Annotated in this window: 21 protein-coding genes; 6 read left to right on the top strand and 15 right to left on the bottom strand. The window is 72.7% G+C overall.

From position 1 onward, the window contains the following. Window positions 1-2: 2 nt before the first annotated feature. From ACFYZL_RS18685 to ACFYZL_RS18670, 4 genes are all read right to left on the bottom strand, one after another. Complete coding sequence (locus ACFYZL_RS18685; RefSeq protein WP_388680073.1) at window positions 3-1,859, bottom strand: IucA/IucC family protein; 1,857 nt, start codon at window positions 1,857-1,859, stop codon at window positions 3-5. 97 nt (window positions 1,860-1,956) lie between these two features. Further along, a complete protein-coding gene (locus ACFYZL_RS18680; protein ID WP_388680070.1) occupies window positions 1,957-2,655 on the bottom strand; it encodes a GNAT family N-acetyltransferase in 699 nt (232 codons plus the stop codon). Between the two features lie 32 nt (window positions 2,656-2,687). Next, window positions 2,688-4,637 (bottom strand): IucA/IucC family protein, encoded by a 1,950-nt coding sequence (locus ACFYZL_RS18675; RefSeq protein WP_388680233.1) that lies wholly within the window; start codon window positions 4,635-4,637, stop codon window positions 2,688-2,690. 855 nt (window positions 4,638-5,492) lie between these two features. Next, complete coding sequence (locus ACFYZL_RS18670; RefSeq protein ID WP_388680067.1) at window positions 5,493-6,989, bottom strand: diaminobutyrate--2-oxoglutarate transaminase family protein; 1,497 nt, start codon at window positions 6,987-6,989, stop codon at window positions 5,493-5,495. Window positions 6,990-7,189: 200 nt separating this feature from the next. On the opposite strand from ACFYZL_RS18670, the gene ACFYZL_RS18665 reads away from it, so the two are divergent. After that, entirely contained in the window at window positions 7,190-8,365 is a 1,176-nt protein-coding gene (locus ACFYZL_RS18665; protein ID WP_388680064.1) for a trypsin-like serine peptidase, read from the top strand. 134 nt (window positions 8,366-8,499) lie between these two features. Here ACFYZL_RS18665 and hflX read toward each other — a convergent pair whose 3' ends face one another. The 6 genes from hflX to miaA form a co-directional block, all read right to left on the bottom strand. Next, window positions 8,500-10,005 (bottom strand): GTPase HflX, encoded by a 1,506-nt coding sequence (hflX, locus tag ACFYZL_RS18660; protein ID WP_384745541.1) that lies wholly within the window; start codon window positions 10,003-10,005, stop codon window positions 8,500-8,502. Window positions 10,006-10,139: 134 nt separating this feature from the next. Beyond that, a complete protein-coding gene (locus ACFYZL_RS18655; protein ID WP_388680061.1) occupies window positions 10,140-11,582 on the bottom strand; it encodes a M1 family metallopeptidase in 1,443 nt (480 codons plus the stop codon). A 111-nt stretch (window positions 11,583-11,693) separates the two neighbouring features. Continuing rightward, window positions 11,694-13,772 (bottom strand): RelA/SpoT family protein, encoded by a 2,079-nt coding sequence (locus ACFYZL_RS18650; protein ID WP_384745545.1) that lies wholly within the window; start codon window positions 13,770-13,772, stop codon window positions 11,694-11,696. Between the two features lie 140 nt (window positions 13,773-13,912). After that, complete coding sequence (gene dapF / locus ACFYZL_RS18645; protein WP_388680057.1) at window positions 13,913-14,788, bottom strand: diaminopimelate epimerase; 876 nt, start codon at window positions 14,786-14,788, stop codon at window positions 13,913-13,915. Between the two features lie 88 nt (window positions 14,789-14,876). Further along, window positions 14,877-15,425: a hypothetical protein gene (locus tag ACFYZL_RS18640; RefSeq protein ID WP_384745566.1), complete on the bottom strand. Its 549-nt coding sequence runs from the start codon at window positions 15,423-15,425 to the stop codon at window positions 14,877-14,879. Between the two features lie 131 nt (window positions 15,426-15,556). Further along, a complete protein-coding gene (gene miaA, locus ACFYZL_RS18635) occupies window positions 15,557-16,495 on the bottom strand; it encodes a tRNA (adenosine(37)-N6)-dimethylallyltransferase MiaA (protein ID WP_384745549.1) in 939 nt (312 codons plus the stop codon). Window positions 16,496-16,693: 198 nt separating this feature from the next. Here miaA and ACFYZL_RS18630 point away from each other — a divergent pair, with 198 nt between their 5' ends. Continuing rightward, a complete protein-coding gene (locus ACFYZL_RS18630) occupies window positions 16,694-16,924 on the top strand; it encodes a hypothetical protein (RefSeq protein WP_384745550.1) in 231 nt (76 codons plus the stop codon). A 23-nt stretch (window positions 16,925-16,947) separates the two neighbouring features. After that, window positions 16,948-17,196: an antitoxin gene (locus tag ACFYZL_RS18625; protein ID WP_384579719.1), complete on the top strand. Its 249-nt coding sequence runs from the start codon at window positions 16,948-16,950 to the stop codon at window positions 17,194-17,196. A gap of 78 nt (window positions 17,197-17,274) precedes the next feature. On the opposite strand, the gene ACFYZL_RS18620 is transcribed toward ACFYZL_RS18625, so the two are convergent. Continuing rightward, window positions 17,275-17,985 carry a class III extradiol dioxygenase subunit B-like domain-containing protein gene (locus ACFYZL_RS18620; protein WP_388680053.1) on the bottom strand — a complete coding sequence of 237 codons (711 nt, stop codon included), beginning with the start codon at window positions 17,983-17,985 and terminating at the stop codon, window positions 17,275-17,277. A gap of 145 nt (window positions 17,986-18,130) precedes the next feature. Next, window positions 18,131-19,651, bottom strand: coding sequence for a tRNA (N6-isopentenyl adenosine(37)-C2)-methylthiotransferase MiaB (gene miaB / locus ACFYZL_RS18615; RefSeq protein ID WP_384745554.1), 1,521 nt, complete (start codon window positions 19,649-19,651; stop codon window positions 18,131-18,133). Between the two features lie 164 nt (window positions 19,652-19,815). Between miaB and ACFYZL_RS18610 the strand changes: the two genes are divergently transcribed. Then, a complete protein-coding gene (locus tag ACFYZL_RS18610; RefSeq protein WP_384745555.1) occupies window positions 19,816-20,811 on the top strand; it encodes a TAXI family TRAP transporter solute-binding subunit in 996 nt (331 codons plus the stop codon). 26 nt (window positions 20,812-20,837) lie between these two features. On the opposite strand, the gene ACFYZL_RS18605 is transcribed toward ACFYZL_RS18610, so the two are convergent. From ACFYZL_RS18605 to ACFYZL_RS18595, 3 genes are all read right to left on the bottom strand, one after another. After that, window positions 20,838-21,803, bottom strand: a complete 966-nt coding sequence (locus ACFYZL_RS18605; protein WP_388680230.1) for an ROK family protein — start codon at window positions 21,801-21,803, stop codon at window positions 20,838-20,840. Window positions 21,804-21,927: 124 nt separating this feature from the next. Then, window positions 21,928-23,340 (bottom strand): ATP-binding protein, encoded by a 1,413-nt coding sequence (locus ACFYZL_RS18600; protein ID WP_384745557.1) that lies wholly within the window; start codon window positions 23,338-23,340, stop codon window positions 21,928-21,930. Window positions 23,341-23,352: 12 nt separating this feature from the next. Further along, complete coding sequence (locus ACFYZL_RS18595; RefSeq protein ID WP_384745559.1) at window positions 23,353-24,069, bottom strand: response regulator transcription factor; 717 nt, start codon at window positions 24,067-24,069, stop codon at window positions 23,353-23,355. A 273-nt stretch (window positions 24,070-24,342) separates the two neighbouring features. Here ACFYZL_RS18595 and ACFYZL_RS18590 point away from each other — a divergent pair, with 273 nt between their 5' ends. Beyond that, a complete protein-coding gene (locus ACFYZL_RS18590) occupies window positions 24,343-25,128 on the top strand; it encodes an amino acid ABC transporter ATP-binding protein (RefSeq protein ID WP_388680047.1) in 786 nt (261 codons plus the stop codon). A gap of 117 nt (window positions 25,129-25,245) precedes the next feature. Beyond that, window positions 25,246-26,100 (top strand): glutamate ABC transporter substrate-binding protein, encoded by an 855-nt coding sequence (locus ACFYZL_RS18585; RefSeq protein WP_384745562.1) that lies wholly within the window; start codon window positions 25,246-25,248, stop codon window positions 26,098-26,100. Window positions 26,101-26,215 lie beyond the last annotated feature (115 nt).

Genomic DNA, 26,215 nt, shown 5'->3' with positions numbered 1-26,215 from the left:
AATCACGGCCTGTACAGGGGGTTGGGCACGGTGCCGTGCTGGACCGCGTGAGGGCGGTCGGGGCGGTCGCGGTAGCCGTCCTCGTAGAGCCGGTTCCGGTTCAGGCAGAGGCGACCGATGCGTTCCCCCAGCAGGTCGAAGAGCTCGTATCGGTCCTTCAGCTCGGGGAAGCGGGCCTGGTGGCGCACGATCTCCGCCCGTACGAGGGACCAGAACTCGCTCTCCGGCACGTCCAGGCGGTCCTCGCACAGGGCGGAGAGGTAGCGGAAGACGCCCACGAAGAGTCCGGAGTGGATGAACTGGGGCAGGAAGTCCGCGGGCTCGGTGAGCAGGACGGCCCGGACCTCGTCGGGCAGCGTGGCCAGCTCGGGGAGCGGCTCGTCGCTGATGTTGATGTCGTCCACGAAGTCCTTGACCGCCAGCCGGACCGGTACGTCGTGCTCGTCGAAGATCACGACGGTGTTCTCCCCGTGCGGGGAGAAGACGGTCCCGTAGCGGTAGAGGAAGTGGAGCAGCGGGGGCAGCACGGCGGCGAAGAGTCGCTGGAGCCAGACCGCCGGGGCCAGACCGGACCGGGCGACGAGTTCGGCGGTGAAGGAGCGGCCGCGCGGGTCGGTGTGGAGGAGGGAGGCGAGGGTACGGGCGCGCTCGCCGGGGGCGAGGCGGCCGGTCAGCGGCTCGCGCCAGATCGCGCCGAGGAGCTCCTTGTACTGGTACGGGACCTCGGGGAGCTCGTCGTACACGGGATGGCGGACGGTGACGGAGGCGACTTCGCCGAGCAGGATCACCCCGCATTCGTCGCGGAGGAAGGGGTCCCCGTCGCGGATCGAGTGGATCCACGCGGTGACGGCGGGCGCGGCGAGGGCCAGGTCCGAGGGCAGGCCGCGCCAGACCATGGTGTTGAAGACGGAGAGCGGCAGCTTGACGCTGTGCCGGTCGGGGCGGGTGAGGTTGAGGAAGGTGCGGATCGACTGCTGGGGCAGGCGCACGTTGGGGTCGGCGGGCAGTGGGACCAGGGTGCCGGCGGCGAGGGCCGGGGCGAAGAGCGGGAGGACCACCTCGTCCCACTGCCAGGGATGGACCGGGAAGTAGAGGTAGCCGAGCGGGTCCAGGCCGCGGTCGCGCAGGCTCTGGTCGAAGGCGGCGCGGGTGACGGGATCGAGCTCCGCGGAGTAGAGGCGGGCGGGGTCCTCCAGCCCGGCGGTGCCGCGGTAGGCCGCGATCGAGGTGTGGGCGGCGAGCCAGGGCAGACGCTGGCGGGTGCGGGCCTCGGGGGCCCAGGCAGCGGTGTCGGAGGCGGAGAGTCCGATGCGGCCCTTGTTGAGGACGAGCCAGGGGTGGCCCGTCTGGTGGCCTTCGAGAGCGGCGTAGTCCAGGTCCGCGAGGACGTCGGCGGTGAGTGCGGTGTGGTCGATCCGGGCGTCGGCGGCGAGGGTGGCGCTGAGCTCGCGGACGAGGTGGCCGAGGGTGGCGCCGTCGAGGCCGAGGAGGGTGCGGGCGCGGATCAGGAAGACGTACGGGTCCCCGAAGGCGAGGGGCGGCCGGGTGGAGGACGGCGCGGGAGTGAGGGTGATGCTGTCCGGGATGACGTGCCAGCTGCCGTAGACGCGGCGGCGGGCGCGGAAGCCGAGGCTGCTGCCCTCGTCGAGCGTGAGGGTCCAGGCGTCTTCGGCCCGGCCGGAGGCGCGGACCGGGCTGATGATCTCCTCGTACGCGAACTCGGAAAGCATCTTGGCGAGCAGTCGACGGGCCGCGAAGTCCCACGTCGAGCGGGTGAGTTCGGGGGGTGTACAGGGGTGCTGGGGCGAGGGCGGCACGGACGGTTCCGTGGCTTCGTGGGGGGTCGGGAAATTCTGCACGGGTCTCCTCGGGGCTCGGGAACTTTGCCGCGTGGCGCGGAGTTTTCGAAGGGAGAGGTGCGAAGCGGCGGGGCGGTCGGGGCCTGCGGGGTGGCAGTCAGAGGAGATTGCGCAACGCCCGCTCCCGGATCATCAGTGCGGCGCGCTTCTCGGGCAGGTCGATTTCCGCGAAACAGCGGAAACCCGAGCCCAGGAAGGCTGATACGGAGGGGGTGTTTCGGATGTCCGGTTCGGCGATGACGCGTGTGCAGCGAGGTCGGTTGTCGAGCACCAGGTCGGCGACGGCGCGCAGCAGTGTGGTGCCCAGGCCCCGACCGCGGTTCGTTCCGTCTCCGATCAGCAGGTGGATACCCGTGTCGTGGGGGCGCGCCGCGTAGTACCGGGACAGCGGGTCGAGATCGGCCCGGTAGATCTCCCAGTAGCTCATCGGGGTGCCGTCGAGCAGGCCGAGGCAGGGGATGCTGCGGCCGTCTCCGTCGAGCTGGGCCCGCAGATGGGTTTCGGTGACGGCTTCGGGGCCGGCGAGCTCCCAGTAGGCGTCGACTTCCGGATCGTTCATCCAGCCGGTGAGCAGCCGCAGGTCCTTGTCGGGGCGTACGGGTTCGAGGCGGAAGACGCCGGCGGGTGTATCCGTGCTGCCCCAGAGAGCCGGGGAGTCGAGCAGGTCAGCCTCGGCGAGCAGGGGCAACCGGTGGACGGGAAGTCGTAGTTCGATCGTGCTGTCGATGGTGCGCAGGCTGCCGAACGCACGGGTTGGGGAGCCTGCGGGGTCGGCAGAGGTTTCGGTGGAGGGCATCGGGAGCTCTTCTCCGTGTCGGCGCTGACGTGTCAATCGTGAAGGGGGTTGGCGATGGTGACGTAGACGGACTGGGTGTCGACGGGACCGACCAGCTCGTCCAAGCCGCCCAGGCGGGTGAGCAGATTCGCCTTGCAGCGCAGGGTGGGTGAGTCGAGGAGCCGCGTGGGGAGCGGTCCGAGGTGGGCTGCCTTGCCGAGGAACCGGCGGAAGGCGGCGAGCAGTACGCGCTCGTCGGCGAGGCGCTGGGAGCCGAAGGCACCGATGAGGCCGAGCACGTTGTTGATGCCGAGGTAGTAGGCGAAGCGTTCGTCGGTGACGGCGTCGGAGACGAACGTGTCGCTGACGCTGCCGATGCCCGGGAGACGGTGCTCCAGTTCCGCGCGGCGGGATGCGCGGAAGTAGTAGCCCTGGTTGTCGCGGAAGCGGCCGCCGACCGGCCAGCCGGCCGGGTCGAGGAGGACCAGCGTGTTCTGCTGGTGGGCTTCGAGGGCGATGCCGGCGAGCGCGTCGAAGGCGAGGACGGGCAGGACCACGTGGTCGAGGTAGCGCAGGAACCACTCGGCGGCGACGGCGGAGGTGGGGCGGCCCGTGCTCGCGGCGAGGTGGGAGATGGTCTCGGCGAGCCGGGAGGTCATGCCGGTCCGGCCGGGCCACGGCCGGGGAGAGGTCAGAGCGGCGACGCAGACGGCGTCGTCGCAGGAGCGGAAGGGGTTGTGGCGCAGCAGGGCGTCGAGTCCGGGGACGGGTGTGCCGTCCGGGGCGTCGACGGCGACCCAGGCGGGGTCGCGGACGATGTCGAAGCCGGGGTGGCCCGTCTGCCACTGCTCGGCGAGGCCCGTGCGGAGCAGTCGGTGGACCTCGACGCCCCGGTGGAGTTCCTTGCGGAGGTTCTCTCGGCGGGAGTTGGTGATGCGCAGACCCAGGGAGAGTTTGAGCATCACCGGGGTGCCGGGGCGGTGGACGGTTCGGACGGAGGAGGTGGGGTACCAGGGGGCGCCATGGGGGCCGAGGTCGTGCAGGAGGCCCGCTTCGCGGAGGGCGGTGACGGCGGGGCGTTGGAGCAGGTCGCGGGCCTGCCAGGGGTGCAGGGGAAGGGGGGTGGCACCGGCGGGCACATCGAGGCCGGGGGCGAGCCGGCCGAGGAGCCGGGCGGCGGAGACGGGGCGGCCCCGTTCCGTCCAGGCCGATTGGGTGGCGAGGGCGGCGGGTTCGACGGCGAACCAGTGCAGGGGGAAGGAGCCGTGCAGTTCGGGTGAGTAGAGGCGGACTTCGGTCTCCGAGAGGCCTTCGCGGCTCTTCGGGTCCGGTTGGAGGGGGTGGCCCAGGAGGAGGGATTGTTCGGAGGTGAGGAAGCGGTCCGCGCTGACGGGGGCCGGGGCGGTGGGGCGTTCGCGTCGGTCGGCGATGAAGTCGGCGGTGCGGCGGACCGAGTCGGCCACCCTGGCTACGAGGTCGGCCGAGCCGTGGTCCTGGTCATGGTCATGGTCGTGGTCGTGGTCGTCGCCGGTGGAGGTGCGCGTACGAGTGCCTTCACGGGCGAGGAGGGCGGCGAGGGTGACGGCGTCCAGGGCGGGGGCCGTGGTGGGTGCGGCTGCCAGTCGCGCCGGGCCGAAGCGGTGCCAGCCTGCCGGGGACCAGTGGCGGACGGGGACGTGTACGGCGGCTCCGGAGGCGGGAAGGGGGATGCGCAGCGTTGTCCCGGCGGGGCCGTCGGGACGGCGGAGTCCGGCTTCGCGGACCCAGCAGCGGAGCAGGTTCTCGACCGTCGCGGCCTCGGCGGCGGCCGTCGGGTCGGGGTGGTCCAGGGGCTCGGGCGGCCCGGCCTGCTCCGGCCGGGCCGTGTCTCTGCGGCCGACGCCGGGCGGGGCCGTGCCGTCCTTCTGCCGTGGCACGGTGACCGCCGCCGGGCCCTCCGGCGCGGGCGCCGCCCGTCGGCCCGACTCGCCGGCGTACTCCCCGTCGCTCCCGGTTCCCGTCAGGGCCTCGGGGTGCGCCGCCTTGGGCTCGGGGGACGCGCTCCGCGGGCCGGCAGGCTCGGTCCGGGGTTCCGCCGGCCCAGGGTGCACGGGCCTCGGGTGCGCGGGGGTGACGTGCGGGGTCCGGGGCCGGCCGGGGTCGGCGGGTGCGGACTGCGGGTCGTCCGGCCCGAGGGATGTCCCCCGGGGCTGGGCGGGCTCCGGGGGCGCCGGCTGAGGCCGGACGGCCTCGGCAGACGTGGCCCAGGGCTGCGCCGGTCCCGGGGGCACGGGCCGCGGATGGGTCGGGGGTGCGGGCAGCACGTGGGCGGGCTCGGCGTGGGCGGGCTCGGCGTGGGCGGGCTCGGCGTGGGCCGGCTCGACGTGGGCCGGCTCGACGTGGGCCGGCTCGACGTGGGCCGGCTCGACGTGGGCCGGCTCGACGGGTCCGGCCCACGGGTTGGCCGGGGTCGGTGGCGCGGGCTGGGGGTGGGTGGGCCTGACGTGGGCGGGCTCGGTGCGGGTGGGCCGGGGGTGGGCCGGGGGCGTGGGCTGTGTGAGGGTGGGCTCGGCGGGGGCGGTCCAGAGGTGGGCCTGTTCGGAGGTCGGTGCGTCGGGGGTCTGGGGTGCGGCCCAGGGCCGGGCGGGGGTGGGGCGGGACGGTCGTGTGTGGTGCTCGGCCGAGGAGGGGCCCGTCGGGGCGGGCGGGGTACCGGCCGCGTCCGGGGTGGGGGGCTGGGGCGATTGCTCGGTGGGGGCGGGCGGTTGATGCTGCGCCCCGGGGGCCGGGGCCGGGCTCAGGCGGTGCTCCTCGCCGCCTGAGCCGGGGGTCGGTGTGGAAGGGTGCGCGTCGGGCATCGCGGGTCCTCGGGGTACGGGTCAGTGGGGCCGGCGGGCGGCTGCCGGGATGGCGTCGGCCAGGCGGTCGAGTACCGCCCCGGCCTGCTCGTCGGTGAGGGTCAGCGGGGGTAGCAGACGGACGACGGCGGAATGGCGGCCACCGAGTTCGACGATCAGCCCGCGATCCAGGCACTCCTGGCGGACGGCGGCGGCGAGGGCGGGAGCGCTGTCCCCGGTCTCGGGGTCGACGAGTTCGACGCCGATCATCAGGCCCCTGCCCCGTACGTCCCCGATGCAGGGGTGGTCGGCGGCGAGGCCCCGAAGGGCCGAGAGCATCCGTTCGCCCAGGGAGGCGGCGCGCTCGGCCAGCCGGTTCTCACGGACGTAGGCGAGGGTGGCGGTGCCGGCCGCCATGGCCAGCTGGTTTCCGCGGAAGGTGCCCGCGTGCGCACCGGGGGCCCAGACGTCGAGACCCGACCGGTACACGATCACCGCGAGGGGCAGACTGCCGCCGATCGCCTTGGACAGGACCAGCACGTCGGGCACCACCCCGGCGTGGTCCACTCCCCAGAAGGCGCCGGTCCGGCCGACGCCCGTCTGCACCTCGTCTGCGATCAGCGGGATCCCCCGCGCCGCGGTGATCTCGCGCATCCGCCGCAGCCAGGCGTCGGGGGACGGGAGGACACCGCCCTCGCCCTGGACGGGCTCGACGATCATCCCGGCGGGTGCGGGGACCCCGCCCTTGGGGTCGTCCAGGAGGTTCTCCGTCCAGCGGGCGCACAGTTCCGCGCCCTCGGTGCCGCCGACGCCGAAGGGGCAGCGGAAGTCCTGCGGGTACGGCAGTCGGGTCACCCGTACGTCCGCCGCTCCGCCCGACGCGTCCAACGCCCCGGCGGTCATCCCGTGATAGGCCCCGGTGAAGGCGAGCAGTCCGGAGCGCCCGGTGGCGGTACGGACCAACTTCAGGGCCGCCTCCACCGCGTCCGTACCGGCCGGCCCGCAGAACTGGATCCGGGCGTCGGCGGCCAGCGCGGGCGGCAGGTTGGCGAACAGCTCGGTGGTGAAGGCGTCCTTGACCGGCGTCGCGAGGTCCAGCACGTGCAGCGGGGCCCCGGAGTCGAGTACGCCGCGCACGGCTTCGAGCACCACGGGGTGGTTGTGCCCGAGGGCGAGGGTGCCGGCGCCGGAGAGGCAGTCGAGGTAGCGCCTCCCGTCGGCGCCCTCGATGGTCAGCCCCCGGGCCCGTACCGGGACGATGGGCAGGGAGCGTGCGTACGTCCGTGCGGCGGACTCCCGTTGGGACTGCCTGCGCAGGATCCCGGAAGCGGAGACGGTGGCGCCGGAGACAGGAGCGCCCGAGGCAGGGGTTCCGGGTGCACCGGGCGTGCCGGGCGTGCCGGGTCGTCGTGCCCGGCTCGCCTGGGGCGGTACCTGTGACTCGGCGTCGGCAGCTCCGGCTGCCGCGGCCGGCTCGGTCAAAGCCACGAGTGTCGGACCTCCCGCACTGATTCCTCTTCCGGATTGCGCCTCGAACATGAACGCTGCTCCCCCATCCCCCGTACGTACCAACGACGGTGACGCCGACGGATCACGGGTGGGCGCAAGATCCTTGCCCGGCGGGGGCAGAGACACCGCCCGGGCCAGGAACCACGACCCCGGCTGTGCCGTCCCCAACCTCGGCGGCATAGTGGGTTGCTGCACTCGACGCCTCGAATCCACCAGGGGGACGAACCGACATGCGACCGAACCGACCGGTCACCGCGATCCTGTGCGCGGCCGCGCTCGCGCTGACCGCCGCCGCGTGCGGCCCCGGCGACGACGAGGCCGGCGGCGACGCCAAGCCGACCGTGGCACAGGCCAGTCCGGTCCCGGGCTCGGGCGGGCTCAAGATCCCCGACCAGCTCAAGGACAAGCTCAAGGAACACGGCATCGACATGGAGAAGTGGAAGGGGGGTGCGTGGAAGAACTGGAAGAAGGAGGACTGGCTCCGCGAGGCGGGCGACTACATCAACCCGATCATCGAGGGCCTGTGGGACCCCGACCGCATGCGTGACGCCGAGCAGCCGAAGCAGCCGGCCGTCGACCCGGACGCGGGCAAGGACCAGGGCGTGACCGACCCGACCCCGGCTGCGGTGACGGCCAAGGCCGCGAACCCGCCCTACCACCAGAGCGTTCCGTCCTCCGGCAAGGTCTTCTTCGACGGGCCCGAGGGTTCGATGGTCTGCTCGGCGACCGTGGTCAAGGACCCTGCGCACCCCGGGAAGTCCAACATGGTCTGGACCGCGGGCCACTGCGTGCACGCGGGCAAGGCCGGCGGCTGGTACCGCAACATCGCGTTCGTGCCGTCCTACAACAACGCGGGCAAGCCGACGGCGCAGCTCAAGGGCACGCCCCGCGAGCAGGTGGCCCCGTACGGCGTGTGGTGGAGCGACTGGGCCCAGACCTCCGACCAGTGGATCGCCACGGGCGGTCCGACGGGCGGTGCGGGTGCCCCGTACGACTTCGCGGTGCTGCACGTGACTCCCGAGCAGGGCGGCGGCAAGTCGCTGGAGGAGATGGTCGGTTCGGCGCTTCCGGTGGAGTTCAACGCTCCGGCCGTGCCGAAGGTCGCGAGCATCACGGCGACCGGCTACCCGGCGGCGCCGCCCTTCGACGGCCAGAAGGCCTACCAGTGCACGGACAAGCCGGGCCGGCTCTCGCTGAACGCGAACGACCCGGTGATGTACCGCATCGGCTGCACGATGACCGGTGGCGCCTCCGGCGGCGGCTGGGTCGCGGCGGGCGCCGACGGCAAGCCGGCCCTGGTGTCGAACACCTCGATCGGCCCGTCGAAGGCGGGCTGGCTGGCCGGTCCCCGGCTGGGGCCCGAGGCGAAGGGTGTCTTCGACGCCGTGAGCGGCAAGTTCAAGTAGACCGCGCACCAGTGGCTCGGGGCCAAGCGGCCCCGGCCCAGGTCGACGTGGGTGCGAGCGAATGACCGAGGGCCCCCTGCACCACGCAGGGGGCCCTCGGTCGTTCAGCGCGTCGGACCGGGGTCCGGGCGGGTTCAGCTCTTCGCGAGCACGTACGGAGCCAGGTCCGCCGCCAGTTCCTGGTGGACCCGGGCCTTCAGCAGGGTGCCCTCCGCGGTGTGCTCCTCGGAGATCACCTCGCCCTCGGCGTGCGCCTTGGCCACCAGCGAGCCGAGCGTGTAGGGCACCATGACCTCCACTTCGACCTCGGGTCGCGGCAGCTCGGCGTCGATGAGCGCGAGCAGCTCGTCGATGCCGACGCCGGTCCGTGCCGAGACGGCGATGGAGTGCCGCTCGATCCGCAGCAGACGCTGCAGGACGAGCGGATCCGCCGCGTCCGCCTTGTTGATCACGACGATCTCGGGCACGTTGACCGCGCCGACCTCGCGGATCACCTCACGCACCGCCGCCAGCTGCTCCTCCGGCGCCGGGTGCGAGCCGTCCACGATGTGCAGGATGAGGTCGGAGTCGCCGACCTCCTCCATCGTGGAGCGGAACGCCTCGACGAGGTGGTGGGGCAGGTGCCGGACGAAGCCGACCGTGTCGGCCAGGGTGTAGACCCGGCCGCTCGGCGTCTCGGCCCGGCGCACGGTCGGGTCGAGGGTGGCGAACAGCGCGTTCTCCACCAGTACGCCCGCGCCCGTGAGGCGGTTGAGCAGGGAGGACTTTCCGGCGTTGGTGTAGCCGGCGATGGCGACCGAGGGCACCTTGTTGCGACGTCGTTCCTGTCGCTTGATGTCGCGGCCGGTCTTCATCTCCGCGATCTCCCGGCGCATCTTCGCCATCTTCTCGCGGATCCGGCGCCGGTCGGTCTCGATCTTGGTCTCACCGGGGCCGCGGGTGGCCATGCCGCCACCGCCGCCGCCACCCATCTGGCGGGACAGCGACTGACCCCAGCCTCGCAGTCGCGGCAGCATGTACTGCATCTGCGCGAGCGCGACCTGCGCCTTGCCCTCTCGGGACTTGGCGTGCTGGGCGAAGATGTCGAGGATGAGGGCGGTCCGGTCGACCACCTTCACCTTGACGACGTCTTCGAGCGCGATGAGCTGGCCGGGGCTGAGCTCGCCGTCGCACACGACGGTGTCGGCGCCGCTCTCCATGACGATGTCACGCAGTTCGCGCGCCTTGCCCGAGCCGATGAAGGTGGCCGGGTCCGGCTTGTCACGGCGCTGGATCACGCCGTCGAGTACGAGAGCACCCGCCGTCTCGGCGAGCGCCGCGAGCTCCGCGAGGGAGTTCTCCGCGTCGTTCACCGTGCCGGAGGTCCAGACACCGACGAGTACGACGCGCTCCAGGCGGAGCTGTCGGTACTCGACCTCGGTGACGTCTTCGAGTTCGGTGGAAAGGCCGGCCACGCGGCGCAGGGCCGCGCGCTCGGAGCGTTCGAACTGCTCGCCGTCCCGGTCTCCGTCGATCTCGTGGCTCCAGGCGACGTCCTCTTCCATCAGGGCATCGGCCCGAAGGCTCTCGGTGAAGCTCTGCGGGTCCCGCACGTCCCGTGCGTCCCGCGCGTCCTGGGAAGGGGAAGAAGAGGAGGTCATTGGATCCTTACGTCGATTCGAATAGCAGTGTCACGCCCGGCAGGGGACACGTTAGCTGTCACGTCCAACGTGTCGCACCGCCCGGGGATTCCCCGGAGGGACCCGTCGATGGTGACATGCCCGTTCCGGGCGGGTCACACGCTTTTCCCGCTCCAGTCCGGGTGCCCCGGCATCGCCGGGGTGGTCTTCCCGTACAGCCACGGCTCCAGGAAGGCCGTGAGGTCCCGGCCCGCCTCCTGCGAGGCCAGGCGTACGAAGTCCTCGGTGCCCGCGACGGAGTCCCGGTGCTCCGACACCCAGCGCCGCTCGACCCGGTCGAAGGCCTGGACGCCGATCTCCTGGCGCAGGGCGTAGAGGATCAGCGCGGCGCCGTCGTAGACCACCGGGCGGAACAGGCCGATCTTCTCGCCGGGGGCGGCGGCCTTCGGGGCCGCCGGCGGCCCGCCCGCGGCCCTCCACTGGTCGGAGCGGGTGTACGCCTCGCGCATGCGCCGCTCCAGGGAGTACTTGCCGAGGCCGTCCGCGTACAGGGCCTCGTACCAGGTGGCGTGGCCCTCGTTCAGCCACAGGTCGGACCAGGTCCGGGGGCTGACGCTGTCGCCGAACCACTGGTGGGCGAGTTCGTGGACCATCACCGATTCCACGTACCACTCGGGGTAGCCCTCACCGGAGAACAGGCTGTTCTCGAAGAGGGAGAGGGTCTGCGTCTCCAGCTCGAAGCCGGTGGTCGCCCGCGCGATCAGGACCCCGTAGTTCTCGAAGGGGTAGCGGCCGACCCGCTCCTCCATCCACGCGATGTGGCCGGCGGTCTTCTTCAGCCAGGGGGCCAGCCGCTCGCGGTCGGCCGCCGGCACCACGTCGCGCAGCGGCAGACCGTGCGGTCCGGTGCCGTGGACGACCGCGGAGCGGCCCACGGAGACCTGGGCCAGTTCGGTGGCCATGGGGTGCCGGGTCCGGTACGTCCAGGTCGTCGCGCCGCCCGCGCCGGGGACGGGCAGTGCGCCGGGCACCCCGTTGGCGACGGCCGTCAGCCCCGCCGGGGCGGTGATCCGGAAGGTGAAGTACGCCTTGTCGGCGGGGTGGTCGTTGCAGGGGAAGACCCGGTGGGCGGCGTCCGCCTGGTTGGCCATGGCCAGGCCGTCCGTCGTGGGCACCCAGCCGCCGTCCGCGCGGCCGCGCGGGTCGCTGGTGTGCCGGACGGTGATGTGCAGCGGCACGTGGGCCGCGACGGGGCGCGCGGGGGTCAGCACGAGATCCTCGCCCGCGCTCTCGAACCGGGCCGGCTCCCCGTTGACCTCGACGGACGCCACCTTGCCGTGGGTGAAGTCGAGGTTGACCAGCTCCAGCGGCCGCAGGGCGCGCGCGTCGATGACGGTGACCGCGTCGAGGGGGCTCTTGTTGTCCTTGTACGTGAACGACAGGTCGTACGAGAGCACGTCGTAGCCGGGGTTCCCGAGCTCCGGGAACAGCCGGTCGCCGATGCCCAGCGCCTTCGGCGGGGGCAGGACTGCGGCGACGAGGGTGAGGGAGGCCGCGGCGAGCAGGGCGGCGCGCAGGCGCGGGGAGGTGAGCTGCATCCACCACCGCTTACCAGCGCCCGCCGCGCGGCCGCCCGCGACGCGCGACGGGGCCACCCGAACGGGACCTTCCTGGCCCGCCCGCTGACACGCGGGAGGGCCGCGCCCCTTCTAGGCGCGGCTGACGTCGTAGACGCCGGGCACGTCCCGCATCGCCCGCATCAGGGCGGGCAGGCCGGTCGCGTCGGGCAGCTGGAGGGTGTAGCTGTGCCTGACCCGCTGCTCGACCGGGGGTTCCACGGTCGCGGAGACCACCTCGACGCCCTGCCGGGCGATGGCCTCGGTCAGGTCGGCCAGCAGATGGGGGCGGCCGAACGATTCAGCGAGCAGGGTGACCCGGCAGTCGGCGGTGGCCCGCCAGTGCACGGCGACCGAGGTACGCCCCACGGCGCGCATCTGTGCCACCGCCGCGCAGTGGATCCGGTGGACGGTGACGGCCCCGCCGCGGACCACGAATCCGGCGACGGCGTCGGGCGGCACCGGCGTGCAGCACCCGGCGAGCCGTACGGGGGCGTCCGGCAGGTCGGCGACCGCGTTGGCGCCGCCGCCCCGGGCGCCGACCACGGACAGAGGTGCCCGCGCGGCGGAGGTGGTGGACATGGCCCGGTCGGGGTGGGCGTCGAGCCAGCGGCTGATGGCGATCCGGGCGGCCGGGGTCCTGGCGTGGTCGAGCCATTCGGCGGCCGGGCCCGAGGAGGCGTCCTGCGCGAGCAGCAGCTGCACGGTGTCGCCGTCGGAGAGCGGGGAGGAGAGGGAGGTGAGGCGCCCGTTGACCCGGGCGCCGATACAGCCGTGGGCCGCCTCGCCGTGCTGCGCGTAGGCGGCGTCGATACAGCTGGCCCCGGCCGGGAGGCCCAGCGTGCCGCCGTCGGCGCGGAAGACCGTGATCTCCCTGTCCTGGGCGAGTTCCGCGCGGAGCACGCTCCAGAAGGTGTCGGGGTCGGGCGCGGACTGCTGCCAGTCGAGCAGCCTGGACAGCCAGCCGGGCCTCGTCGGGTCCACGCGCTCCTCGTCGGCTTCGGCGGCCTCCGCCTGGGCGGTGGCGTAGGGGTTGCCGAGGGCGACGACGCCGGCCTCCGCCACGCGGTGCATCTGCCGGGTCCGCACGATGACCTCGGCGACGTACCCCTCGGGGGTGGCGACGGCCGTGTGCAGCGACTGGTACAGGTTGAACTTGGGGGCGGCGATGAAGTCCTTGAACTCCGATACGACGGGGGTGAAGCAGGTGTGCAGTTCCCCGAGCACGGCGTAGCAGTCGGCGTTCTCGCCGACGAGGACGAGGACGCGCCCGAAGTCGGAGCCGCGCAGCTCGCCGCGTTTGAGGGCGACGCGGTGGACGGAGACGAAGTGCCGGGGGCGTACCTGGACCTCGGCGGTGATGCCGGCCTCGCGCAGCACGGTCCGTACGGAGTCGGCGATGCCGGGCAGCGGGTCGTTCTCGCCGGCGTGGGCGGCGATGAGCGCGCGGGTGTGCTCGTACTCCTCGGGGTGCAGGATCGCGAAGACGAGGTCTTCCAGTTCGGTCTTGAGGGCCTGGACGCCGAGCCGTTCGGCGAGCGGGATGAGGACGTCGCGGGTGACCTTGGCGATGCGGGCCTGTTTCTCGGGGCGCATCACACCGAGGGTGCGCATGTTGTGGAGCCGGTCGGCGAGTTTGATGGACATCACGCGGACGTCGTTGCCGGTGGCGACGAGCATCTTGCGGAAGGTCTCGGGTTCGGCGGCGGCGCCGTAGTCGATCTTCTCCACCTTGGTGACGCCGTCGACGATGAAGCAGACCTCGTCACCGAACTCCTCGCGGACCTGATCAAGGGTCACATCGGTGTCCTCGACGGTGTCGTGGAGGAGAGAGGCCGTCAGGGTCGTTGTCTCGGCGCCGAGTTCGGCGAGGATCAGGGTGACGGCGAGCGGATGTGTGATGTACGGCTCACCACTTTTTCGCATCTGGCCGCGGTGCGAGGTCTCCGCGAGCAGGTAGGCCCGACGCAATACGGACATGTCGGCGTCCGGATGGTGGGCGCGGTGCGCTTCCGCGACGTGCCCGATGGCGTCCGGGAGGCGGTCGCGGGACGTCGGCCCGAGGAGCGCGGCTCGGCCGAGCCGGCGCAGATCGAGCCTGGTCCGGCCGCGTCTGCGGAGCTCAGGGCGCACTTCGGGGTGTGCTTCGGGGTTCGTGGCCTCTGCACTCATGGGCACCTCCGGCGGCTTCGACCGGCGGTGGTGGGCATGGGGTGAGCCCTCAGGGCCGGTGCCTGATGTTACCGACCCCACCACGTGGCGCAGTCCACCTCTCGCCGAGCGTGAAACGGATCACCCATTAGAGGGAAGCTTCAGACGAAAGCCGTTTCGGTGAGCCAGGCCGCGTCGAACTCTCCCGCGGCCACGATCACAGCCGGTCCGGTCATCTCGATCCGCCCGTCGGGGTGTTCCGTGATGACGAGGGTTCCGCCCGGGAGGTCGACGGTGTACGTCGCCGGTTCGCCGGTGGCGGCCGGGTCGACGCCCTCGCGGCGAATGGCGGCGACGGCCACGGCGCAGGCGCCGGTGCCGCAGGAACGGGTCTCGCCGGAGCCACGCTCGTGGACGCGCATGGCGACGTGTCGGGGGCCGCGGTCGACGACGAACTCGACGTTGACACCCGTCGGGTAGGCGGACGCCGGGCTGAAGTCGGGGGCGTCGTCCAGCTTCCCGGCGTCGTCGAGGCTTTCGACGAACGCCACCGCGTGCGGGTTCCCCATGTTCACGTTCCGCGCGGGCCAGCTCTTCGCGCCGACCGCGACGGTGACCTCGCCCTCGGGGAATTCGGCGCGGCCCATGGAGACCGTGACGCCGCCCGTCTTGTCGAGGTGGACGCGCTTGACGCCGCCCCGGGTGGCGACGGCGAGGTCGCCCGCCTCGACGTGGCCCGCGTGCTGGAGGTAGCGGGCGAAGACGCGTACGCCGTTGCCGCACATCTCGGCGATGGAGCCGTCGCTGTTGCGGTAGTCCATGAACCACTCCGCCTCGTCGGCCAGGTGCGCCGCCTCGGGGTGCGCGGCGGACCGAACGACGTGCAGGACGCCGTCCGCGCCGATCCCGGCGCGCCGGTCGCACAGCTTCGCGACGGCGGACGCCGGCAGCTCGATGGCGTTGTCCGGGTCCGGGACGATCACGAAGTCGTTCTCGGTGCCGTGGCCCTTGAGGAAGGGGAGGGTCGTCTGCGTCACCCGCCCATCGTACCGATCCGCTGGTCAGGGGCATCGGGCCGTCCGAGGGACGGTCAGCGGCGAGCCCGGCCTGATGCGAAGACAGGCCCTAGCGGAGCCGGGCCACCCGGTACACGGCGAGCGCCACGACGGCCAGCGCGACCACGGCGTACAGCGCGGCCATGCGCCAGTCGGGGCGGCGGCCGCTCCCCCGGGCCGGGAGCCCGGGCCAGCTGTAGCCCACGCGGCGGGCGGCCATCATCCCCCAGCCGCCGGCGCAGCAGCTGATGAGGAATCCGAGCATGGCGACCACGGCTCCGCCGTCGCCGAACTCGAAGGCGAGCGGGAAGGCGAACATGAGCGAACCCGCTGCGGCCAGCACCGCGATGGGGATGATCTGCCACACGCGCAGACGCCTCTGCGGGCGCAGCTCGACCTCGACCTCGGGCCCGGCGGCGGCCTCGGCCTCCGCGGTGTCCGGGGCGTCCGGACCGTCCGGGGTCAGTCGCGCGGGACCCGCGGGCAGCCCGAGGGTGTCGGGGACGTCCGGACCGTCGGGCCGCCCAGGGCCCCCGAGGTCCTTCGCCGGGTCGAGAAGCGTCGGGTCCGCTTCCCTCCGGATGTCGTCCCGCCCGGTGTCACGAGGGCCGGCCTCCATCGCCACGCGCCCTCCCCACTCGGATTCAGTACGCCGCCATTCACTGCGGGTGACGCACCCGCCGAAGTTTGATGATGGCACGCCCCCAGGCCCGCTACGGGCCCCCGGGGCGTCCCGATGCCATCACGTGATCAGGCTGTGACCGCTCGTTCGACCAACGACTGCGCGAGTCCGGTGAGTTCCCCGCGGTCGGCGACGGCCCCGCTGAGCCAGTGGACGCGCGGGTCGCGCCGGAACCAGGAGTCCTGGCGCCGGGCGAAGCGCTTGGTCGCCCGGACGGTCTCGGCCCTGGCCTCGTCCTCGGTGCACTCGCCGGCGAGCGCGGCGAGCACCTGCTGGTAGCCGAGCGCCCTGGAAGCGGTGATTCCGTCGCGCAGTCCGCGGGCCTCCAGCGCGCGGACCTCGTCCACGAGTCCGGCCTCCCACATCCGGTCCACGCGCAGCGCGATCCGCTCGTCGAGCTCCGGCCGGGCCACGTCGACGCCGATCTGGACGGTGTCGTAGACCGACTCGTGGACGGGCAGGTTGGCGGTGAAGGGGCGGCCGGTGATCTCGATGACCTCCAGCGCGCGCACGATCCGCCGGCCGTTGCTGGGCAGGATCGCCGTGGCGGCGGCCGGGTCCGCGGCGGCGAGTCGGGCGTGCAGGGCCCCGGAACCGCTCAGCGCGAGCTCGGCCTCCAGCCGGGCGCGGACCTCGGGGTCGGTGCCGGGGAACTCCATGACGTCCAGGGCTCCCCTGACGTAGAGGCCCGAGCCTCCGACGAGGACGGGGGTGCGGCCCTCGGCGAGCAGTTTGTCGATCTCGACCCGGGCCAGGCGCTGGTACTCGGCCACGTTGGCGGTGTCGGTGACGTCCCAGATGTCGAGGAGGTGGTGCGGGACCCCGCCGCGTTCCTCCGTCGTCAGCTTGGCGGTACCGATGTCCATCCCCCGGTACAGCTGCATGGAGTCGGCGTTGACGACCTCGCCGTCGAAATGGCGGGCCAGGGCGACGCCCAGGTCGGACTTTCCGGCCGCGGTGGGACCGACGACGGCGATGACCCGCTGGGCGGGGGCTGCTTTCCTCACCGCCCCAGTCTCTCAGCCCCCGGTCAAGACGCCGACGCGTACCCGATCGAGCTACGTGACGCAGTGGGGGCGGGGTCGTTGCCCTGGCGTGGTTCGGCCCGGTGGAGGGAGCTCCGGAAGCCCCTGCGGAGGGGCTTGTGGTGGCCCCTGCGACCAAGGCGGAACTCCACTCACACGAGTAACGTTATAGGAGGAGAAATGGGCGTTTTCGATCGGCTTTTCCGCCGCAAGGAACAGGTCGTGACCGAGGAGGTCGCCGCCGAGGCCACGACGGCGGAGTCCGGTGCGGCCGAGGAGGTCGAGGAGAACGGGACCGGGGCCGGAGCGGCCGAAGTGGAGGCTCCGGCGGCGGAGGCCGTCGAGATCCCGAAGCAGCAATCGGCCGCGCAGGCCGTGGACAGCGAGGCCGGCGAGGGCGCCCGTACGTAGCGACCGCCAATGGAAGGTGACCCATGGGCCTGCTGGACAATCTGAAGGCCAAGCTCGCGCCGGCGAAGGAGAAGGTCGGCGACCTCGCCCAGAGGAACGAAGGCAAGATCGCCGGGAGTCTGGACAAGATGGCCAAGGCCGTGGACGAGAAGACCCACGGCAAGTACAGCGACCGGATCACGAGCGGGACGGGCAAGGCCAAGGACGCCCTGGGCAAGATCGCGCACAAGGACGCCCCCGGCGGCGGACCGACGCCGCCGACGGCTTCCTGACGCGGTACCGGAAAGGGGCGCGGCACCGGCGACGGCCGGTACCGCGCCCCTTCCTCGTGCGTGTGGTGCCGTACGGGTTCAGGACCAGGCGGCGACGAAGTACCCGACGCCGTAGGGCGCGTCCTCGTACAGTAGCCGCCCGTCCAGGCCCGCGCCCTCGGCGGCGCCGGCCAGCACCTGCCAGGGGGCCCGGCCGGCGGCCTGGAGTTCGGCGGCGAGTGCGCAGTCCATGGCGGCGAGCGCGGCGACGTCGGCGGCGCCGAGCGCGCGGGCGGCGGCCGCGTCGAAGGCGGCGGCCCGGTCGTCGAGGTAGCCGGGGGCCTTCAGGGTCCGCTTGGCGCTGCCGTCACCCGTCACGAGCAGTGCGACCCGCTCGTCCCGCGCGGCGAGTTCCCGGCCGGCCCGCAGGCAGTGCGCGGTGTCGTCCAGCGGCTCCGCGACCCCGAACCCCTCCACGGGCGCGGCGCCCCAGCGGGCGTGGCCCAGCAGCCAGGCGCCGACGGCGAGCGGGGCGGGCAGCATCCGCGGCCCCTCCTCGCCCTCGCCGAGCCGTACGTCGGCCTCGACCCCGAACCCGCGGAAGCTGCCGCGGGCGCCCTGGGGGTAGGGCCCGCCGTGGTCCCGGTCGGCGGCCCCGACGACGACGAGCAGGTCGGGCCGGGACGCGGCGAGCACCGCCAGCGCGTCGGAGCAGGCGGTACGGGCGTCGTCGAGTTCGGCGGCGGCCCCCGCGGCGACCTCCGGCACGAGCAGCGGCGGGGCGGGGCAGACTGCAGCGGCTACGAGCATGATCCGCAGCCTATCGCCAAGCATGGCCGGGGCCGGGCCGCTCGCGCGGGGCGGGTGCGGGTTCAAGACCCGGGGCTCCGCCCCGGACCCCGCGCCTCAAACGCCGGCGGGGCTGGAATCGCCCCGCGCCGGCACTCGGGGTGGCTCAGGACTGCGGGGCCGCGCAGCCCGACGTTGCCGCGGGGAGGGGGGCCGGGACGCCCAGGGTCGGGATGCCGAGCATGACGCCCGCCGGCTGGGCCGGGGCGGCGTTGCGCTTCTCCCAGGCGTCGCCGGCGCGGGTACGCCGCACGGCCGTGGTCGGGCCCTCGGCCAGCAGGTGGTGCGGGGCCGCGTAGGTGATGTCCACGGTGACCACGTCACCCGGGCGGACCTCCGCCTCCGGCTTCGTGAAGTGCACCAGGCGGTTGTCGGCGGCGCGGCCGGACAGGCGGTGCGTGGCGCCGTCCTTGCGGCCCTCGCCCTCCGCGACCATGACCTCCAGCGTGCGGCCGACCTGCTTCTTGTTCTCGTCCCAGGAGATCTCCTCCTGGAGGGCGACCAGGCGCATGTACCGGTCCTGCACGACCTCCTTGGGGATCTGCCCCTCCATCTCGGCGGCCGGGGTGCCGGGCCGCTTGGAGTACTGGAAGGTGAAGGCGCTGGCGAAGCGGGCCTCGCGGACCACGTGCATCGTCTGCTGGAAGTCCTCCTCCGTCTCGCCGGGGAAGCCCACGATGATGTCCGTGGAGATCGCGGCGTGCGGAATGGCGGCGCGGACCTTCTCGATGATCCCGAGGAAACGCTCCTGCCGGTAGGACCGGCGCATCGCGCGCAGGATCGGGTCCGAGCCGGACTGCAGCGGCATGTGCAGCTGCGGCATCACGTTCGGGGTCTCGGCCATGGCGGCGATGACGTCGTCGGTGAAGTCCTTCGGGTGCGGGGAGGTGAAGCGCACCCGCTCCAGGCCCTCGATCTCGCCGCAGGCCCGCAGCAGCTTGCCGAAGGCCTCGCGGTCGCCGAGGTCGGAGCCGTACGCGTTCACGTTCTGGCCGAGCAGGGTGATCTCGGAGACGCCCTCGCCGACCAGGGCCTCCACCTCGGCGAGGATGTCGCCGGGACGCCGGTCCTCCTCCTTGCCGCGCAGCGCCGGGACGATGCAGAAGGTGCAGGTGTTGTTGCAGCCGACGGAGATGGAGACCCAGGCCGCGTACGCGGACTCGCGACGGGTCGGGAGCGTCGACGGGAACGCCTCCAGCGACTCGGCGATCTCGACCTGCGCCTCCTCCTGGATGCGGGCGCGCTCCAGCAGCACGGGGAGCTTGCCGATGTTGTGCGTGCCGAAGACGACGTCGACCCAGGGGGCCTTCTTGACGATCGTTTCGCGGTCCTTCTGGGCGAGGCAGCCGCCGACGGCGATCTGCATCCCGGGCCGCTTCGTCTTCATCGGGGCCAGCCGGCCGAGGTTGCCGTAGAGCTTGTTGTCGGCGTTCTCACGGACCGCGCAGGTGTTGAAGACCACGACGTCGGCGTCGCCGTCGGAGCCCTCGGGCGCCCGGACGTACCCGGCGTCCTCCAGCAGACCGGAGAGCCGCTCCGAGTCGTGCACGTTCATCTGGCACCCGTAGGTGCGCACCTCGTAGCTTCGCTTCACGTCCACTGCCTGGCTCCGGTCGCTGCTGGTCATGCATCAAGGGTAGGCGGTGCCGGAGTGCCCTCCGCCCCGCCGTGGGACAGGGCCGCGGACAGGGCCGGCGGCGGGGCCGGGGACACGGCCGAAGCGTCGCAGGCCGGGGCGGGTGGGGCGGCCGGGGCGTGACAGGGCGGCAGGGGGGTGGCAGGATCGCCGGCATGCCTCTCGTACCGCCCCGGATCAGCAGGCGCCACGCCCTGCGGGCCCTGGTGGCCGTACTCGCCGTGCTCGGGGTCCTGCTGTGGTGGCTGCGGCCCTTCGGGGAGCCCGAGCTCAAGGGGGAGCTGACCTTCAGCACCGGTGTCCGCAACGGGGTCTACCACCGCTACGGACAACTGCTGGAGCAGGCGCTCAAGCAGGACATGCCCGGGGTGAAGGTGCGGCTGGAGACCAGCGAGGGCTCGCAGCAGAACCTCCAGCGGGTGGCCGCCGGTGAGGCGGACTTCACCGTGGCGACGGCCGACGCGGTCGCCAAGTACCGGCTCGACGGGAAGCCCGGCGCGGCCTACCTGCGTGGATGCGCCCGCCTCTACGACGACTACGTGCAGCTGGTGGTACCGGCGGGCTCGCCGGTCCAGTCGGCGCGGGACCTGCGGGGCAAGCGGGTCGCGGTCGGCCAGCCCGGTTCCGGGGTGCGGCTGATATCGGAGCGGCTGCTGGCGGCGGCGAAGCTGGACCCGGCCCGCGACATCACGGCCGTGTCCATCGGCATCGACACGATGCCGGCCGAGCTGGAGGCCGGGCGGATCGACGCCTTCTTCTGGTCCGGCGGTCTGCCCACCAACGCGGTGCGCGAACTGTCGGAGCGCTTCGAGATCCGGCTCGTACAGCTCGGCGACCTCGTGGAGCAGCTGCAGGGCAGCGGGAGCCCCGCGCGCTACTACCGGGCGGCGGTGATGCCGCAGGACGCGTACGCGCGGGCCCGGAACACCAGCGCGGTGGCGACCCTCGCCGTGCCGAACCTGCTGGTCACCACCGAGGGGATGGACCCCGAGCTGACGCAGCAGTTCACCCGCACGGTGATCGCCAGCCGTGACGACATCGGGCACGAGGTGCACGCGGCGCAGCTGGTGGACCTCCGGACGGCGATCTACACCGATCCGCTGGACCTGCACGAGGGTGCCCGCCGGTACTACCGGTCCGTCAAGCCGTAGGCCGTCGAGCCGTAGCCCGTCACCGATCAGTGCGGCAGCAGCATCGTCGCCGCCGCGGCCGCGCCGATCAGGCCCGCATGGGTACCGAGGGCGGCCGGCACCACCTTGAGGTCCCGGACGAAGGACAGCGTCGCGTACGAGGCCAGGTGCCGCCGGATCGGCTCGAAGAGGGTGCCCCCGCTGGCGGCGACCCCGCCGCCGACGACCGCGATGTCCGTCTCGACGAGGGTGGCCGTGGCGGCGATGGCGGCGGCCAGGGCGCGGCCCGCGCGGTCGAAGGCCGCGAGCGCGACCGGGTCCCCCGCCCGGGCGGCGACGGCCACTCCCGCCGCGGAGGCGTCCGCCGCCGGGGTCCACCCCTGGGCCAGCGCCCAGCGGGCGATCGCCGTGCCGGAGGCGATGGACTCCACGCAGCCGTGGCCGCCGCAGGCGCACGGCTCTCCGTCGAAGGCGACGCTGATGTGGCCGATGTGGCCCGCGTTGCCCGTGGGGCCGGGGTGGAGCTGGTTGTTCAGGACGAGGCCGCCGCCCACGCCCGTGGAGACGACCATGCACAGGGCGTTCGCGTGCCCTCGGGCCGCGCCCAGCCAGTGTTCGGCGGCGGTCATCGCCACGCCGTCGCCGGCCAGCACCGTCGGCAGCTCGGCCCCGCGCGCCGCGAGTTCCGCCTCGATCCGGGCCTGGACGGGGAACTCCCGCCACGCGCCGATGTTGACCGGGCTGACCGTGCCGCGCGAGGCGTCCACGGGGCCGGCGCTGCCGATCCCGCAGCGGACCGCCGTGGTCCACAGCGGCGACCGGGACAGCTCCGCGACGACCTCGGTCACCGCCGCCATGACCGTTTCCGCGTCGGTCCCGCGCGGGGTCGGGCGGCGGGTGGTGGCGGTCATGGTGCCGTCGGGGTGCACGAGCGCACCGGCGATCTTCGTGCCGCCGATGTCGATGGCCACCGTCGGTCCGTCGGCCGCCGCTGCGGCTCGCGGTACGGGCAGGGGGGCGGTGCGGGTGGTCACGGTGGCGGCTCCAGGAAGGGGTCGGGATCCAGTATGCGCCGGGCGGCGGCGCCCTACTCCCGCGCGGCCCGGCTCCCCCCTCCCTCCTCGGGACGCGGCCGGCTCAGCCGCCGTGCGGTTCGGTGCGCGGGACGCTGACCGTCACCCGCAGCCCGTGCGGCGGGTTCGTCTCGTACGCGAGGGTCCCGCCGCCCGCGGCGAGCAGGGCGCGGGAGATGGACAGGCCGAGCCCGGAGCCCTTCACGTTCTGGTGGCGGCCGCTGCGCCAGAACCGGTCGCCCACGCGGAGCAGCTCCTCCTCGGTGAGTCCCGGCCCGCGGTCGGCGACGACCACCCGGACGAAGCTCCCGGCCGCGGCGACCGACACCTCGACCTCCTCGTCCGCGGGCGTGAACTTCAGGGCGTTGTCGATGACGGCGTCCAGGGCGCTGGACAGGGCGACGGGATCCGCCCAGCCGGTGATGGCGGTGCGGCCCGTACCGGTGAGCCGGACGCCCTTCTCCTCGGCGTACGGGCGCCACGCGGTCACCCGTTCGGCCGTGAGCGCGCCGATGTCGATGAGGCTGATCTCGGCGGAGGCGTGCTCGGCCAGCGCCAGGTCCAGCAGGTCGTCGAGGACCCGGGTCAGGCGCTTGCCCTCGGTGCGCACGGAGGCGATCTCCTCGTTCCCCTCGGGCAGTTCGAGGGCGAGCAGCTCGATCCGCAGGAGCAGCGCCGCGAGCGGGTTGCGCAGCTGGTGGGAGGCGTCGGCGACGAACGCCCGCTGCTGCTCCAGCACCTCTTCGACGTTGTCCGCCATCTCGTTGAACGAACGGGCCAGCCGCTGCAGTTCCGGCGGCCCGCCGGCGGCCGCGACCCTGGACTGCATCCGCCCGGTGGCGATGCCGTGGGCGGCCGCGTCCAGGGTCCGTACGGGCTTGAGCACCCAGCTGGTCAGTCTCAGGGCCGCGCCGAAGGCGAGCAGCATGGCGGCGGCGAGTCCGGCCGCGATGAGCAGCCAGCCCCGCAGGATCCGGCCGCGCATCTGGTCGGTGGGTGATTCGGTGGCGACGACGGCGACCACGTCACCGTCGAGGACGACCGGGGAGACGACGAGCAGCTTCCCGTGGGTCTGCCAGGGCCAGACCTGGCCCGGGTCGTGGCTGCGCCGCCCGGCCAGCGCCTCTTCGAAGGCGCGCCGGCCCTCGCCCTGCTCGGGGAGCTGCCACCAGCCGGGAGCCCGGACCATGGCGTTGTCGTCGCGGTAGAAGATGCCGACGCGGATGCCGTAGAGCTCCTGGTAGCGGGCCAGTTCGAGCTGGAGGGTGTCGCGCCGCTCGTCGGCGCCGGTGGCCCCGGAGCCCTCGGCGTCGATGACGAACTGGGCGAGGGCCGCGAAGCGGGCGCTGTCGTCGATGCGGTCGACGACCACCCGCTGCTGCTGCGCGGCGGCCAGGCTGACGGCCAGCGGCAGGCCGAGCGCGAGCAGTACGCCCGCCATGAGGACGACGAGCAGGGGGAGCAGTCGGGCGCGCACGGAGGGTGACCGCTAGGGGGCGGACGGGGCGGCGGGGGTGACGAGCCGGTAGCCCACCCCGCGGACGGTCTCGATGAGTGCGGGCATGCGCAGCTTCGAGCGCAGCGAGGCCACGTGGACCTCCAGGGTGCGCCCGGTCCCCTCCCAGCTGGTGCGCCACACCTCGCTGATGATCTGCTCGCGGCGGAAGACGACTCCGGGCCGCTGGGCGAGCAGGGCCAGGAGGTCGAACTCCTTGCGGGTGAGCGGCACGTCGGCGCCGTCCACGCTGACCCGGCGGGTGGGCAGTTCGATGCTGACCGAGCCGAGGCGGACCAGACCGGGGGTGCCGCCGCCGGCCGCGGCCTCCTCGGCGGCGCCGGTGCCGGTGCGCCGGGCCACCGCGTGGATGCGGGCGAGGAGTTCACCGGTGTCGTACGGCTTGACGACGTAGTCGTCGGCGCCCATGTTGAGGCCGTGGATGCGGGAGCGCACGTCGGCCCGCGCGGTGACCATGATCACGGGCGTGGCGGTGCGCTTGCGGATCTTGCCGCAGACCTCGTAGCCGTCCTGGTCCGGCAGGCCGAGGTCCAGCAGTACGACGCCGAAGGGCGGGGCTCCGGCGGGCAGCAGCGCCTGGAGCGCCTCCTCGCCGTTGCGGGCATGGGTGACCTGGAAGCCGTGCCGGGCGAGGATCGCGGACAGGGCGGCGGCGACGTGGTCGTCGTCCTCGACGAGCAGCAGTCTCATGTCGTCCCCCTCTCCTTTTCTCGATCTTCACGTTCCGTGAGGGCCACCCTGCATCCCATGCGGATGCGGAGTCCCGCGTCAAGGGGGTTCCGCTCCGGCGCGCCTTCCGTTATCCACCCGGTACGAGCACACCACCGGCCACGCCGGTGCGGCACACGGAGCGTATCCGGGTGAGGCCGGATCGTTATGCTCAATTCTCCCTCAGATGTGATGACGGTGTGCTCGACACGTCACTACTGTCCTGCCAACCGAGGAGGACGGAGCAAGAAGCCGATGAGCGGAGTATCAGTGGCCGAGGACGTGCAGGACGCGGCTCCCGCCGCGAACGACCTGGTCGTACTGAGCAACGTCAACAAGCACTTCGGCGCGCTGCACGTGCTTCAGGACATCGATCTGAGCATTGCCCGCGGTGAGGTCGTCGTGGTGATCGGTCCTTCGGGATCGGGCAAGTCCACGCTGTGCCGGACCATCAACCGCCTGGAGACGATCGACTCGGGCGCCATCACGCTGGACGGCAAGGAACTGCCCTCGGAGGGCAGGGAACTGGCCCGACTGCGTGCCGACGTCGGGATGGTCTTCCAGTCGTTCAACCTGTTCGCGCACAAGACGGTGCTGCAGAACGTGATGCTCGGCCAGGTCAAGGTCCGCAAGACGCCTGCGGCCGCGGCCGAGAAAAAGGCGCGTGAGCTGCTGGACCGCGTGGGTGTCGGCTCGCAGGCCGACAAGTTCCCGTCGCAGCTGTCGGGTGGCCAGCAGCAGCGCGTGGCGATCGCACGCGCCCTGGCCATGGAGCCGAAGGTGATGCTGTTCGACGAGCCGACCTCGGCTCTCGACCCGGAGATGATCAACGAGGTGCTGGAGGTCATGCAGCAGCTCGCCCGGGAGGGGATGACGATGGTCGTCGTCACGCACGAGATGGGCTTCGCCCGCTCGGCGGCCAACCGGGTCGTCTTCATGGCGGACGGAAAGATCGTCGAAGAAGCCGCCCCCGAGCAGTTCTTCAGCAACCCGCGCAGCGACCGGGCGAAGGACTTCCTGTCCAAGATCCTGCACCACTGAGGGTCTTCTCTGGTAGGCATCCCTAGGCGGATCCCTGCCGGAACAGATCCTGACCGGCCGTCATGCGCCGTTCGCGTCGCTCGTCGTTCAACAACGTCTCATCCGAGGGAAGTTCACATGAAGATCTCCAAGGCCGTTGCGGCCTCGGCCGCGGCCATCGCTCTCGCCCTGACCGCGACCGCCTGTGGCGGCGGCAGCGACAAGGCCGCCAGTGACGGCGGGGCGTCCGGTGGCGCCAAGAAGGACAAGATCGTCATCGGCATCAAGTACGACCAGCCGGGTCTGGGCCTGAAGACGCCCGATGGCAAGTTCACCGGCTTCGACGTGGACGTCGCCACGTACGTGGCCAAGGAGCTCGGCTACCAGCCCGACCAGATCGAGTTCAAGCAGGCCGTCAGCGCCGAGCGCGAGAACCTGATCAAGAACGGCGACGTGAAGCTGGTCGTCGCGACCTACACGATCAACGACAAGCGCAAGGCGGCGGTCGACTTCGCCGGCCCGTACTTCCTGGCCCACCAGGACCTGCTGGTCCGCGCCAACGACAACTCGATCACCAAGGCCGAGGACCTCAACAAGAAGAAGCTCTGCTCGGTCACCGGCTCCACCTCCGCGCAGAACGTCAAGACCAAGCTGGCCCCCGAGGCCGACCTGCAGCAGCTGGGCGGCTACTCCGAGTGCCTCACCGGCCTGGAGAACGGCTCCGTCGACGCCCTGACCACAGACAACTCGATCCTCGCCGGCTACGCGGCGCAGGAGAAGAACAAGGGCAAGTTCAAGCTGGTCGGTCTGAAGCTCAGCGACGAGCCCTACGGCATCGGCCTGAAGAAGGGCGACAAGGAGCTGCAGACCAAGGTCAACGCCGCGCTCAAGAAGATGGTCGAGGACGGCTCCTGGCAGAAGGCGGTCGACGCGAACCTCGGCCCCGCCGGTTACAAGGCCGAGCCGGCCCCGCAGATCACCGAAGGCAGCTGATTCATCGGTGGGGCGGGGGGGGGGGGCCCCCCCGCCCGGGGGGGGGGGGGGCGCCCCCCCCCCCCGGGGGGGGGGGGGGGGGGGGGGGGGGGGGGGTGGGGGTGGTGTGGGGGGG

Origin of the sequence: Streptomyces sp. NPDC001717, from assembly GCF_042892775.1 — a bacterium.
Taxonomy (GTDB): Bacteria; Actinomycetota; Actinomycetes; order Streptomycetales; family Streptomycetaceae; genus Streptomyces.
This window is presented reverse-complemented; position numbering and strand designations above follow the sequence as displayed.